The sequence below is a fragment of the Plasticicumulans lactativorans genome, from assembly GCF_004341245.1.
In the GTDB taxonomy this organism is placed as follows: domain Bacteria; phylum Pseudomonadota; class Gammaproteobacteria; order Competibacterales; family Competibacteraceae; genus Plasticicumulans_A; species Plasticicumulans_A lactativorans.
The window spans coordinates 37,038-50,031 of sequence record NZ_SLWY01000010.1; the positions used below are offsets into that span (position 1 = coordinate 37,038).

Sequence of the window (12,994 nt, forward strand, 5' to 3'; positions counted from 1 at the left end):
GGAGAACGCCGATGCCGAGCATCCAGGACGCCTACATCGTCGCCGCCGTGCGCACGCCGGTCGGCAAGGCCCGCGGCGCGCTGCGCAACGCCCGCCCCGACGACCTGCTCGCGCACGCGATCCGCGCGCTGCTGGCGCAATGCCCGGGGCTCGACCCGGCGCGGATCGGCGACGTGATCGTCGGCTGCGCGATGCCCGAGGCCGAGCAGGGCATGAACGTCGCCCGCATCGGTGCGCTGCTCGCCGGCCTGCCCGACGCCACGCCGGGGATGACCGTCAACCGCTTCTGCGCCTCGGGGCTGAACGCGGTGGCGCTCGCCGCCGACCGCATCCGCCTCGGCGAGGCCGAGGTGATGATCGCCGCCGGCACCGAGACCATGAGCCTGATCCCGATGATGGGCAACAAGGTGGTGATGAACCCGGCGCTGTTCGAGCGCGACGAGCTGCGCGGCATCGCCTACGGCATGGGCCTGACCGCCGAGAAGGTGGCTGCGCGCTGGCAGGTGTCGCGCGAGGACCAGGACGCTTTCGCCGCCGCCAGCCACGCGAAGGCGCTGGCGGCGATCGCCGCCGGGCACTTCCGCGCCGAGATCGCGCCCTACACGGCCACCGCGCGCGCGCCGGGTGCGGGCGGCGAGGTGCGCCTGACGCCGCGCGTGGTCGAGCACGACGAAGGGCCGCGCCCCGGCACCACGGTCGAAGCGCTGGCCAGGCTCCGGCCGGTGTTCGCCGCACGCGGTTCGGTGACCGCCGGCAACAGCTCGCAGATGTCCGACGGCGCCGCCGCGGTGCTGCTGATGAGCGAGCGCGCGCTCGCGGCGAGCGGTGCCGTCCCGCTCGCACGCTTCGCCGGTTACGCGGTCGCCGGGGTGGCACCGGCGCTCATGGGCATCGGCCCGGTGGCGGCGATCCCGAAGCTCCTGGCGCAGACCGGGGTGCGCCAGGACGCGGTCGAATGGATCGAGTTGAACGAGGCCTTCGCCGCGCAGGCGCTGGCGGTGCTGCGCGAGCTCGACCTCGACCCGGCGCGCGTCAACCCCCTCGGGGGTGCGATCGCGCTCGGCCACCCGCTCGGCGCCACCGGTGCGATCCGCACCGCCACCGTCGTCCACGCCCTGCGCCGCAGCGGCGCGCGCTACGGCATGGTGACGATGTGCATCGGCACCGGCATGGGTGCCGCCGGCCTGTTCGAACGCTGCTGAAGGGGGAAACGACGATGCCGGCGATCCGTAACTGCCTGTTGGCGCTGCTGCTGCTCGGTCCGGCCGTCGCGCCGGCGGTCGAGGTGGGCGGCGCGAACCTGCCCGACAGCGCCACCGTCGAGCGCACCCCGCTGCCCCTGAACGGGGTGGGGGTGCGCAGCAAGTTCTTCGTCAAGGTCTACGCCGCCGCGCTGTACCTGCCTGCGCCGGCGCGCGAGTTCGACGCGGTGCTCGCGCTGCGCGGGCCGAAGCGGCTGCTGATGCACTTCGTCCACGACCGGGTGGAGCGCGACAAGCTGGTCGAGGCCTGGCGCGAGGGCTTCGCCGCCAACACCGCGGCGGCGCAGCTGCCGGCGCTGCAGGCACGCATCGACACCTTCAACGGCTGGTTCGACACCCTGGTGGCCGGTGACGAGGTCGTGCTCGACCTGCTCGCCGACGGCTCCACGCGGGTGACGATCCGCGACCAGCTGCGCGGGACGATCCCCGGCGTGGATTTCCAGCGGGCCCTGCTCGCGATCTGGCTCGGCGAGCATCCGGCCGACGCCTCGCTCAAGCGCGGCCTGCTCGGCCAGGACAAGCGTTCGTAGGGGAGGGTACAGGCCATGGCGACACTGCAGGGCAGGACGCTGTTCATCAGCGGCGGCAGCCGCGGCATCGGCCGCGCGATCGCGCTGCGCGCCGCGCGCGACGGTGCCAACGTGGTCATCGCCGCCAAGACCACCGAGCCGCATCCCGAGCTGCCCGGCACCATCTACGACACCGCGGCCGAGATCGAGGCGGCCGGCGGCCGGGCGCTCGCACTCGCCGTCGACATCCGCGACGAGGCGCGGGTGCAGGCCGCGGTGGCGCAGGCCGCGGCGCACTTCGGCGGCATCGACGTGCTGGTCAACAACGCCAGCGCGATCAGCCTGACCGGCACGCTCGACACGCCGATGAAGCGCTTCGACCTGATGTTCGGCGTCAACGTGCGCGGCACCTTCGTCTGCTCGCAGGCGTGCATCCCCTACCTGCTGCGGGCGCCGAACCCCCACATCCTCAATCTCGCACCGCCACCGACGCTGGCGCGGCGCTGGTACCGCGACCACGTCGCCTACAGCATGGCGAAGATCGGCATGAGCCTGTGCGTGCTCGGCATGTCCGAGGAGTTCCGCGCGCAGGGGCTCGCGGTCAACGCGCTGTGGCCGCGCACGGTGATCGCCACCGCGGCGATCCGCCTGATCCCGGGGGTGAAACCCGAGAACTGCCGCACCGAGGCGATCCTCGCCGACGCCGCGCACGCGATCCTGCTGCGCGATGCGCGCAGCTGCACCGGGCGCTTCTTCATCGACGAGGAAGTGCTGGCCGAGACCGGCGTCACCGACTTCAGCCGCTACGCGGTGCAGCCGGGCGCGCCGCTGCTGCCCGACATCTTCCTCGACTGAGCCCCCGGCCCGCGCGCAGCGGCGGGGGCGGCCGTCACCACGGCCGGCCGATCAGCATGTAGAAGCCGGTGTCGCCCTCGTCGTTGACGCCGACGCCGAAGTAGGCCGGGCCGAGGAAGGAGTCGACGCCGAAGAACACGCTCGCCGCACCGTGTTCGCCTTCGGCGTCGAGCGGGCTGTGGCTGTCCCAGACGCGGCCGTATTCGAGCGAGCCGCCGAGGTAGAGGTCCATATTCGCCGGGCGCGCGCCGAGCCGGTAGTAGTAGGTCAGCCGGCCGAGCGCGGCCTTGTCGCCGCGGAAACGGTCGGTGTCGTAGCCCGACAGGCGCATGAAGCCGCCCAGCGTGAACTGGTTGTAGAACGGCAGTTCGCCGCTGAAGTTGCTGCCGGCGTAGGCGCTGGCGAGCAGCGTGCCCTGGCCGACGGTGAAGGCGCTGAGCCAGTCGGTGCGCACCCGGCCGTACTCGCTGTCGGCGCCGAACGCCTCCAGCGCCCGGTACGCCGACACCGCGAAGCGGGTGCCGGCGTGCGGGAAGTCGAGGCTGTCGAGCGTGTCGTAGACGAAGCGCAGGCGCAGCCCGCCCTCGTCGAGCCGCTGGTCGGGGAAGGCGTCGACGCCGGTGTCGACGTCGCTCGAACTGCCGCCATACAGCAGCCCCAGGCGCAGTTCGGCGTCGTTGCCGATGGCGCTGCCGACGTCGACGCCGAGGTCGTAGGTCTTGACGTCGTAGCGCGCCACGCGGCGGTCGCCGTCGAACAGGCTGATGGTCTCGCGCTGGCCTTCCACGTAGGGCGCGACGAACAGCCCCGGCCCGGCCTGCAGCGGCTGGTAGAACTCAGAGACGAAGCCGGCGGTGTTGCCGAGCTGGATGTCGGTCTTCCACTCGGCGCCGAGGGCGTTCATCCAGGTGCTGTTGATGCTGCTGCGCAGCGCGAAGTTGCTGTCGCCGCGGAAGTCGGTCGACATGCCGAGGCCGAAGCGGATGTAGGTCGGGCCCCAGGTCTTCTCGACGGTGTCGACGATCGCCAGGTCGCGGCCGTTCTCGCGCAGCACGCGGTAGTCGATGCGCTCGAAGTCGCCGTAGCCGTAGAGCTCGCCGACGCGCTTCTCGAGGTCGGCCCGTGGCAGGCCGTCGCCGCTCTTCGGCGGGATCAGCACGCGCTCGGCGACCGTCGGATTGACCCGCTTCAGGCCGCTGATCCGCACCTCGTCGAGGTGCTCGATCGCCGGGCGCTGCGCGTTGTGCCGGGCCTGCCACGCGGCGTAGGTGACGGGGTCGACGCTGTAGCGCGCGAGCTCGGCGGCGACGGCGCGCGCGGCCCGCTCGCCGCTGGCGATCGCCTGCGGCGCGCGCTCGAAGTCGGCCGCGCTGATGTCGCTGAGCTGCGGCAGGATCAGCACGTCGCGCCCCGGGCGCAGCGCCTGCAACTGCGCCTGCACGTTCTGCTCGGTGAGGATGTTGATCATCTGCGCGGTGACGCCGATCACCGAGCCGAGTTCGTCGCGCTTGAGCAGCGGGGTGCCGAGGTTGACGGCGATCACCACGTCGACCCCCATCGCGCGCACCACGTCGACCGGCAGGTTGCGCGTCAGGCCGCCGTCGACGTACAGGCGGCCGTCGATCTCCACCGGCGCGAAGGCGGTCGGCACCGACATGCTGGCGCGCATCGCCAGCGCGAGGTCGCCCGAGTCGAACACCTTCATCCCCCCGCTTTCGAGGTCGGTGCCGATGGCGCGGAAGGGGATGTTCATCTCGTCGAAGTTGTGGATGCCCTCGGCGTTGCGCGTCAGGTCGCGCAGGAAGATGCCGAGCTTCTGTCCGTTGACCGCGCCCTTGGGCAGGCGCAGCGTGCCCTCGCCGTAGCCGAGGGTGGCGTTGACCACCGAGCGGCGGTCGTCGAGCTTGCGCCGCACCGGCTTCTCCTGGCGCGGCGGGTCGTCCTGGAACAGGTCGCGCCAGTCGATGCGGGTGACGATGGTCTCGAGCTCGGCGGCATCGCGCCCGCTCGCCCAGGCGCCGCCGACGATCGAGCCCATGCTGGTCGCCGCCACCACGTGCACCGGGATGCGCATCTCCTCCAGCACCTTGAGCACGCCGATGTGGGCCGAGCCGCGCGCGCCGCCGCCGGACAGCACCAGGCCGATGCGCGGCGGCTCCGCGGCATGGCCGGGCAGGCTCAGGCCGAGCAGGGCGAGGAGGAGGGGCAGCAGCGGACACAGGCGCGGCATGGGCAGGGCTCCTGGGGATGCGGGGACGGTGTCCGCGCGCCGCGGGCCTGGCCGGCGCCGGACGGGATGGGCGGGGGCGCCGCGCGCGGGCTAGCCGGGCGGGCGCGCGAGCGGCTGGCCCATGCGCACCGGCGCGTCGGCATGGATGCCGGCATCCCAGGCGATCGCGCCGGGGCCGAAGGCGAGGATCACCGTCGAGCCCATGTTGAAGCGCCCGAGTTCCTCGCCGCGCGCGAGGTGCACGCGCGCCTCGCCGCTCGCCGGGTAGTCCCAGCGCCGCACCCGCCCCCCGCGCGGCGGCGTGATGGTGCCGGCCCACACCGTCTGCATCGAGGCGACGTTGATCGCACCCACCAGCACCAGCGCCATCGGGCCGACGGCGGTGTCCCACAGCGTCACCACGCGCTCGTTGCGCGCGAACAGCCCCGGCACGCAGCGCGTGGTGAGCCGCGACACCGAGAACAGCCGGCCGGGCACGTGCAGCATCGCGCGCAGCGTGCCGTCCACCGGCATGTGGATGCGGTGGTAGTCGCGCGGGCTCAGGTAGAGCGTCGCGTAGGCGCCGTCCTGCCAGGGCGCGGCATCGACCGCGGCGCCGCCGAGCAGTGCGGTGAGCGAGTAGCCGTGGCCCTTGGCCTGGAAGACCGTGTCCCCGGCGATCGCGCCGGCCTGGCTCACCGCGCCGTCGACCGGACAGACCAGCGTCGCCGGTTCGGCGGCGAGCGGGCGCACGCCGTCACGCAGCGCGCGCGTGAAGAAGGCGTTGAAGTCGGCGTAGCTGCCGGGGTCGGCGTTCGCCGCCTCGGACATGTCGACGCCGTAGCGGCCGATGAACCAGCGGATCAGCCGGTCCTTGAACCACGGCGCGCGGATGCGCGTGAGCCGGTGCACCCAGGCGGTGACGGCGCCCTGCGGCAGCAGGTACTGCGGCAGGTTGCGCAGGTGCTCGCCGAGGCTCGCGGCGTCGGGGGAGGCGGGGGGCTTGGCGGTCATGGCGCGGGCTCGTGGTCAGTGGGCGGCGGCGTAACGCGCCTTCAACGCGAGCAGGTCGGGCAGCACCGTGTCGGGGCTGTGCGGCGCGGTGAACACCGCGTGCAGGCGCCCGTCGGGGTCGATCAGCGTCAGCGTCGACGAGTGGTCGACCGTGTAGGCGCCGTCGCTGCTGCCGGGCGCGCGCATCGCGATCACGCCGAACTGCGCCATCAGCTTGCGCAGCTCGGCTTCGCTGCCGGTGGCGCCGGCGAAGCGCGGGCTGAAGAAGCGCACGTACTCGCGCAGGCGTGCCGGGGTGTCGCGCTGCGGGTCGATGGTGACCAGCCAGTAGGCCATGTCGCCGTCCTGGCCCTTTTCGGCGAGCGCCGCCTGCACCGCGGCGAGGTCGGTGAGCGCGGTCGGGCAGACGTCGGGGCAGTAGGTGTAGCCGAAGTAGAGCAGCGACCACCTGCCGCGCAGGCGCTCCGGGCCGAACGGCTGGCCGTCCTGGTCGGTGAGGGTGAAGGCCGGCAGCTCCAGCGGCTGCGGCAGCAGGATGCCGGTGATCTTGGGCGGCGGTTCGCTGGCGAAGTAGCGGTTGCCGATCAGGATGCCGCCGAGCAGCCCGCACAGGGCGAGCAGGGCCGCGAAGAGCAGTTTGCGGACGTTCATGCCGGTCGGAAGCGGTGGCGGAAGGCGGCGCAGTGTAGCGCATGCGTGCCGGGCTACCCCATACGGGGTGGGGGGCCGGCGTTCAGCGACGGCGGGCGCTGTGGAATACTGCCGCTCCGATTCCGCGAGCCCCGACCATGACCGACGATCCGGCTGCCCACCTGCGTACCGTGCGCGACTTCATCCGTTGGGGTGCGAGCCGCATGAACGCCGCGGACCTGCACTTCGGCCACGGCACGGTCGACGCCATCGACGAGTCCGCCGCGCTGGTGCTGCACGCGCTGCACCTGCCGGCGGACCTGCACCATGCCTACTTCGAGGCGGCGCTGACCCCCGATGAGAAGGCCGCCGTGCTCGCCCTGTTCGCGCGGCGCATCGACGCGCGCGTGCCGGCCCCCTACCTGACGCAGCGCGCCTGGTTCTGCGGCCTGCCGTACTACGTCGACGAGCGCGTGCTGATCCCGCGCTCGCCGATCGCCGAGCTGATCGAGGCGCGCTTCCAGCCCTGGCTCGAACCGGAGCACGTCACCGCGATCCTCGACCTGTGCACCGGCTCGGGCTGCATCGGCATCGCCTGCGCGCATGCCTTCCCCGAGGCCGAGGTGGACCTGGTGGACATCTCCGCGGACGCCCTCGAGGTGGCCCGCATCAACATCGGGGACCACGGCGTCGGCGAGCGGGTGACGGCGATCCGCTCCGACCTGTTCGCCGGGCTCGCCGGGCGCTGCTACGACCTCATCGTCAGCAACCCGCCCTACGTCGGCGCCGAGGAAATGGCCGGGCTGCCCCCCGAGTACGCGCACGAGCCGGCGCTCGCGCTCGCCGCCGCGGACGACGGCCTCGCCGTGGTGCTCGCCATCCTGCGCGACGCGCCGGCGCACCTGAGTGCGCACGGCGTGCTGGTGGTGGAGGTCGGCAACAGCCAGCACGCGCTGGCCGAGCGCTTCCCGCAGGTGCCATTCCTGTGGCTGGAGTTCGAGCGCGGCGGTGACGGGGTGTTCCTGCTCACCGCCCGGCAGTTGCGCGAGCACGCGGCGAACTTCGCGGCCGGCGTTTGACCGCGGTCAAACGCCGGCGCGAGGGGGCACGCTAGCGTGGCCGGCGGCGGCAGTTGCCGTCGCGACCCGGCGCCGCCCGCGGGCGGCGGCACACACGGCAGGTGACGATGGATACTGCAGCTTCTTCCCAGATCGTCTTCGATCCCGCGCTGATCGCCCGTTACGACACCTCGGGGCCGCGCTACACCTCCTACCCGACCGCGGTGCAGTTCCACGAGCGCTTCACCGCCGCCGACTACGGCGCGCTCGCGCGCGCCAGCAACGCCTCCGGCAAGCCGCTGTCGCTGTACCTGCACATCCCGTTCTGCGACACGGTGTGCTTCTACTGCGCCTGCAACAAGATCATCACCAGGAACCGCCGCCGCGCCGGCCCCTACCTGCAGCGCCTGTGCCGCGAGATCGAGCTGCAGGGGGCGCTGTTCGACCGCGCGCGGCCGGTGGTGCAACTGCACTGGGGCGGCGGGACGCCGACCTTCATCGCCGACGACGAGATGCGCGCGCTGATGGCGGCGACGCGCGAGCACTTCACGCTGCTCGACGGCGACCGCGGCGAGTATTCGATCGAGATCGACCCGCGCGAGGCCGACGCGGCGAAGATCGGGCTGCTGCGCGAGCTCGGCTTCAACCGCCTGAGCATGGGGGTGCAGGACTTCGACCCCGACGTGCAGGTGGCGGTCAACCGCATCCAGCCCAAGGCGGTCACCCTCGCCGCGATCGCCGCGGCGCGCCGCGAAGGCTTCCGCTCGGTCAGCGTCGACCTCATCTACGGCCTGCCTCGGCAGACCGTGGCGAGCTTCGAGCGCACCCTGACGCAGATCCTCGAACTCGATCCCGACCGCCTGTCGGTGTTCAACTACGCGCACCTGCCCGAGCTGTTCAAGACGCAGAAGCAGATCGACGCCGCCGCGCTGCCGAGCGCGGCCGACAAGCTCGAGATCCTCAAGCGCGTGATCACGCGGCTGACCGAGGCCGGCTACGTCTACATCGGCATGGACCATTTCGCCAAGCCGGACGACGAACTCGCCGTCGCGCAGCGCGCCGGCACGCTCTACCGCAACTTCCAGGGCTACAGCACGCACGCCGACTGCGACCTCGTCGCGCTCGGCGCGACCTCGATCGGCATGGTCGGCGACTCCTACAGCCAGAACGTGAAGACGCTCGACGCCTACTATCGTCACCTCGACGCGGGCGAGCTGCCGCTGCTGCGCGGCGTGCACCTGGACGCCGACGACCGGCTGCGCCGCGAGGTCATCACCCGCCTGCTCTGTCATTTCACGCTCGACTTCGCGGTGGTCGGGGCCGCGCACGCAGTGGACTTCGCGCGCTACTTCGCGCCCGAACTGGCGCGCCTGGCGGCGATGGCCGACGACGGCCTGCTCGTGCTCGACGCCCGCGGCATCCGCGTGCAACCGGCCGGGCGCCTGCTGATCCGCAACATCTGCATGGTGTTCGACCGCTACCTGCAAGGGGCGAAGGGCGCGCGTTACTCGAAGGTCATCTGAACCCGTCGCGGCGAGGCTGAGGCGGCCGGCGGGCGTTCGGGAAGGGGGAAGGTCACGGCGACATGCGCCTGCATCACAAGCTATCGCTCGCCCTGCTGCCGGCCGTGCTGCTCGCGGTCGTCGGCTTCGGCGCCTGGGCCTACGCGGCGGCCTACGAGGCCCTGAGCAGCCGCGCGCTGCAGGGCGTGGGCTGGCTCGCCGAGCGCTTCGTGGAGGAGCAGCTGGCGGCGCGCTACGGCGGCGAGGTCGACGCCCTCGGCCGCCAGATGCGCCAGGCCGACGCGCTCGCCGCCATCGCCGGGCTCGCGCGCAGCGGGCCGCAGCGCGTGGTGCTGCTCGACGCCGAGCGGCGGGTGCTGCACGCCTCCGGGGCGGACGTCGCCGAGTGGCCGGCGCGCTGGGGCGATCTGCTCGCCGGCACCGACGCGGCCACCGGGCGCTTCGAGGAGCCCGGTGGCCGTGCCTGGCTGTACGGCGTGCAACGCTTCGAGCCCTGGGGCTGGAGCGTGATGGTGCTCGAACCCGAGGACGACCTCGTCGCGGCGATCGCGCGCATCCGCTGGATCACCGCGTGGACGGCGCTGCTGACCGCGCTGGTCGTGGTCGCGATGGTGCTGTGGGTGTCGCGCGAAATGCTGGCGCGGCCGATCCGCACGCTGCAGCAGGCGGCCGCGCGCATCGCCCGCGACCCGGCGCCGGTGCGCATCGCCATCGACAGCGGCGACGAGCTGGACGACCTCGCGCGCTCGATGGAGGCGATGGCGGCGGCGCTCGCCGCCGAGATCGGCCGCCGCGAGGAGGCCGACCGCCAGCTCGAACGCGTCAAGAACCTCTACGCGGCGCTCGGCGAGACCAACCAGGCGCTGGTGCGCATCCACGCGCGCGGCGAACTGCTCAACGCCCTGTGCCGCATCGCCGTGCAGCACGGGGGCTTCCTGCTCGCCTGGGTCGGCGAGCTCGACCACGCCACCGGCTGGCTGGTGCCGTGCGCGGTGGCGGGCCCGGCGGCGCCGATGGTCGAGCGCATCCGCGTCTCGGTGCTCGGCGAACGGCCCGAGGGCCGCGGCGTCACCGGTCGCGCCTGCCGCGGCGACGGCTGGGCGATCGAGAACGACTTCCTCGGCAACCCCGACATGGCGCCGTGGCGCGAGGCGGCACGCGGTTTCGGCATCGGCTCCGCCGCGGCCTTCGGCCTCTACGAGGAGGGCGAGCTGACCGGGTTCCTGGTGGTCTATGCCGCCGAGGCCGGGTTCTTCCGTGCCGACCTGGTGGCGCTGCTGCGCAGCCTCGCCGCCGACATCTCGTTCGCGCTGTCGGCGCTGCGCCGCGCCGAGGCCCGCGAGCGCGCCGAGCACGCGCAGCGCGATGCCGAGGAGCGGCTGCATTCGGCGCTCGAAGCGAGCGGCGACGGCATCTGGGAGCTCGACCTGGCGAGCGGGCAGTTGATCGCGACGCCGCGCTGCCTGGAGATGCTCGGTTACGTGCCCGGCGACATCCCCACCACCTACCAGGCCTGGGACGAACTGCTGCACCCCGAGGACCGCCGCGACACCGAGGCCGCGATCGAGGCCCACGTGCGCGGCGACAGCGTGCAGTTCGTGCGCGAGCACCGGCTGCGCTGCGCCGACGGACAGTACCGCTGGGTGCGCTCGGCCGGGCGCGTGATGCGGCGCGACGCCGACGGCCACCCCCTGCGCATGTTCGGCACGCTGCACGACATCAACGACCGCAAGGCCGCCGAGGAACGCATCCTGTTCCTCGGCTACCGCGACGTGCTCACCGGCCTGCCCAACCGCGTGCTGTTCGCCGACCGGCTGAGCCAGGCGCTCGCGCACGCGCGGCGCAGCGGCCGGCGCGTGGCGGTGATGTTCCTCGATCTCGACCGCTTCAAGGTGGTCAACGACACCCTCGGCCACGGCGTCGGCGATGCCCTGCTGCGCGCGGTCGCCGACCGCCTGCGCTGCAGCGTGCGCGAGGCCGACACGGTCTGCCGGCGCGGCGGCGACGAGTTCGTGGTGGCGCTGCAGGACGTCGACGAGATCGACAGCGTCACGCGCGTCGCCGGCAAGATCCGCGACCGCCTGGGCGAGCCCTTCGAGCTCGACGGCCACACCGTGCACGTCGGCGCGAGCATCGGCGTGGCGCTGTTCCCCGACGACGGCGCCGAACCGGAGGCGCTGATCCGCCATGCCGACACCGCGATGTACGCTGCCAAGGACGCCGGGCGCGGCACCGTGCAGTTCTTCATGCCGGCGATGGGCACCCGTGCCGAGCGCCGGCGACGGCTCGAAACCGCGCTGCGGCGGGCGCTCGCGGACGGTTTGCTGCACCTCGACCTGCGCGCGCAGGTCGCGCTCGCCGACGGGCGCGTGGTGCGGGGCGAGGCGCTGCTGCGCAGCGACGAGCCCGCGCTGGCGGGCAGCCCGGCCGCCGACATCCTTGCGCTCGCCGACGAATGCGGCCTCGCCGATCCGCTCGACGACTGGCTGATCGCGAGCGCCTGCCGCGAGCAGCGCCGCTGGCACCGGGCCGGCCGACCGCTGCTGCCGGTGGTGGTGAAGCTCGCGGCGGCGCATCTGCGCGGGCAGGAACTGCCGCGACGGGTGGCCGAGGCCCTGGCGGCGGCGCAGATGCCGGCGGAGTGCCTCGAACTCGCCTTCGCCGAGAGCGTGGTGGCGCGCGACCTCGATCTCGCCGGGGCCAACCTGCGCGCGTTGCGGCGCATGGGCGTGCGCATCGCCCTCGACGGCTTCGGCAGTGGCGGTTCGAGCCTGGTCTCGCTGAAGCGCTTCCCGGTCGACCGCCTGGCCATCGACGCCTCGCTGGTCCGCGACCTGCCTGACGATCGCAGCAGCGCCGAACTCACCCGCGCCATCGTCGCGATGGCGCACGCGCTGCAACTGGAGGTCGTCGCCGCAGGCGTCGAGCGGGCCCCGCAGCGGGACTTCCTCGCCGGGGTCGGCTGCGATCATGCCCAGGGGGACGGCATCGCCGCGGCCTGTGACGGCGATGCCTTCGTCGCCTGGCTGGCGGGCCGAGACGCTGCCGGGCCCGGCACCTGAGGCGCGTGCGGGGCCGGCAGCACGGCGACGATGCAAGGCGCCGCGTCGCGCGCTAGGCTCTCGCCGCCCCGTTCCCCGGCCATCCAGAGGAAACCCCGCATGTCGGTCCAAGAGCACGGTCGTATCAACAACGTCAGCGTCGTCTGCAAGGCCAACGTCTACTTCGACGGCAAGGTGATCTCGCATACCGTGCTGCACCCCAACGGCGACAAGCAGACCCTCGGGCTGATCCAGCCCGGCGAATTCCGCTTCGGCACCGAACTGCCCGAGCGCATGGACATCATCGCCGGCGCCTGCCGCGTCAGGCTCGCCGACGCCGACGGCTGGACCACCTACGGCCCCGGCGCCGTGTTCCACGTCCCCGCCCACTCGCACTTCGACATCGCCGTCGACGAGGGGCTGTGCGAGTACCTGTGCAGTTTCGGCTGAACCCTTCGCTACACGCGGGCGGCCCTGTTCCGCGACGCTGCCGGATGTTGGCTTCTTGCGCAGTACAGCAAGCGCGGCGCGGGTCGCGCGATGCTGCGCGGGAGGTCGCAGGTGCTGATGGAGGGGGCCGCCCTCGTCGCGATGGGGGACAACCGCTCTTTCCGCGGCGACGCCGGCCTCATGCTCGGCATCGGCCCGTTCAAGGTCGCGCTGGAGTATGCGAGCGGTCGCAGCGCGAGCGTGATCGGCAAGCCTGCGCCGGCTCTTCCTCGCCGGCTGCACGCGCCTGGGGTTGGCGCCGGCCGCGGTGACGATGCTCGGTGACGACGCCGAGGTCGATGCCGCCGCCGCGCTGGCCGCCGGTCTCGGCGGCTGCCTCGTGCGCACCGGCCAGTTCACGCCGGGCGATGCCGCCAGGTGCCCGGGGGCGCCGGTGTGCGCCG

General features: G+C 72.9%; 11 protein-coding genes and 1 pseudogene. 9 read left to right on the forward strand and 3 right to left on the reverse strand.

The window, feature by feature from the left end; genetic code table 11:
* Positions 1-11: 11 nt before the first annotated feature.
* Genes EV699_RS09870 through EV699_RS09880 form a run of 3 tightly spaced genes read left to right on the forward strand, consistent with a single transcriptional unit; the run spans position 12 to position 2,626 of the window.
* Positions 12-1,202 carry an acetyl-CoA C-acyltransferase gene (locus EV699_RS09870; protein WP_132542161.1) on the forward strand — a complete coding sequence of 397 codons (1,191 nt, stop codon included), beginning with the start codon at positions 12-14 and terminating at the stop codon, positions 1,200-1,202.
* A 14-nt stretch (positions 1,203-1,216) separates the two neighbouring features.
* Positions 1,217-1,792 carry a chalcone isomerase family protein gene (locus EV699_RS09875; protein WP_132542163.1) on the forward strand — a complete coding sequence of 192 codons (576 nt, stop codon included), beginning with the start codon at positions 1,217-1,219 and terminating at the stop codon, positions 1,790-1,792.
* A 15-nt stretch (positions 1,793-1,807) separates the two neighbouring features.
* Complete coding sequence (locus EV699_RS09880) at positions 1,808-2,626, forward strand: SDR family oxidoreductase (protein ID WP_132542165.1); 819 nt, start codon at positions 1,808-1,810, stop codon at positions 2,624-2,626.
* Positions 2,627-2,660: 34 nt separating this feature from the next.
* Here the strand turns inward: EV699_RS09880 and EV699_RS09885 are convergent, their stop codons facing one another.
* The 3 genes from EV699_RS09885 to EV699_RS09895 all read right to left on the reverse strand — a co-directional run bounded on the left by EV699_RS09885 (position 2,661) and on the right by EV699_RS09895 (position 6,500).
* Positions 2,661-4,856, reverse strand: a complete 2,196-nt coding sequence (locus tag EV699_RS09885; protein ID WP_132542167.1) for a patatin-like phospholipase family protein — start codon at positions 4,854-4,856, stop codon at positions 2,661-2,663.
* A 90-nt stretch (positions 4,857-4,946) separates the two neighbouring features.
* Positions 4,947-5,849, reverse strand: coding sequence for an archaetidylserine decarboxylase (gene asd / locus EV699_RS09890; protein ID WP_132542169.1), 903 nt, complete (start codon positions 5,847-5,849; stop codon positions 4,947-4,949).
* 15 nt (positions 5,850-5,864) lie between these two features.
* A complete protein-coding gene (locus tag EV699_RS09895) occupies positions 5,865-6,500 on the reverse strand; it encodes an SCO family protein (RefSeq protein ID WP_132542171.1) in 636 nt (211 codons plus the stop codon).
* 137 nt (positions 6,501-6,637) lie between these two features.
* Here EV699_RS09895 and prmB point away from each other — a divergent pair, with 137 nt between their 5' ends.
* The 6 genes and pseudogenes from prmB to EV699_RS20515 form a co-directional block, all read left to right on the forward strand.
* Entirely contained in the window at positions 6,638-7,558 is a 921-nt protein-coding gene (gene prmB / locus EV699_RS09900; protein WP_132542173.1) for a 50S ribosomal protein L3 N(5)-glutamine methyltransferase, read from the forward strand.
* A gap of 107 nt (positions 7,559-7,665) precedes the next feature.
* On the forward strand, positions 7,666-9,060 hold the full coding sequence (hemN, locus tag EV699_RS09905; protein WP_132542175.1) for an oxygen-independent coproporphyrinogen III oxidase: 1,395 nt from the start codon (positions 7,666-7,668) through the stop codon (positions 9,058-9,060).
* Positions 9,061-9,122: 62 nt separating this feature from the next.
* Positions 9,123-12,122 carry an EAL domain-containing protein gene (locus EV699_RS09910; protein WP_132542177.1) on the forward strand — a complete coding sequence of 1,000 codons (3,000 nt, stop codon included), beginning with the start codon at positions 9,123-9,125 and terminating at the stop codon, positions 12,120-12,122.
* A 99-nt stretch (positions 12,123-12,221) separates the two neighbouring features.
* Entirely contained in the window at positions 12,222-12,551 is a 330-nt protein-coding gene (gene ppnP / locus EV699_RS09915) for a pyrimidine/purine nucleoside phosphorylase (RefSeq protein WP_132542179.1), read from the forward strand.
* A gap of 111 nt (positions 12,552-12,662) precedes the next feature.
* Complete coding sequence (locus EV699_RS09920) at positions 12,663-12,875, forward strand: HAD family hydrolase (RefSeq protein ID WP_132542181.1); 213 nt, start codon at positions 12,663-12,665, stop codon at positions 12,873-12,875.
* Positions 12,865-12,948: pseudogene (locus tag EV699_RS20515) on the forward strand (HAD hydrolase-like protein); the annotation flags it as partial. The gene EV699_RS09920 and the pseudogene EV699_RS20515, both read left to right, overlap by 11 nt.
* Positions 12,949-12,994: the final 46 nt, after the last annotated feature.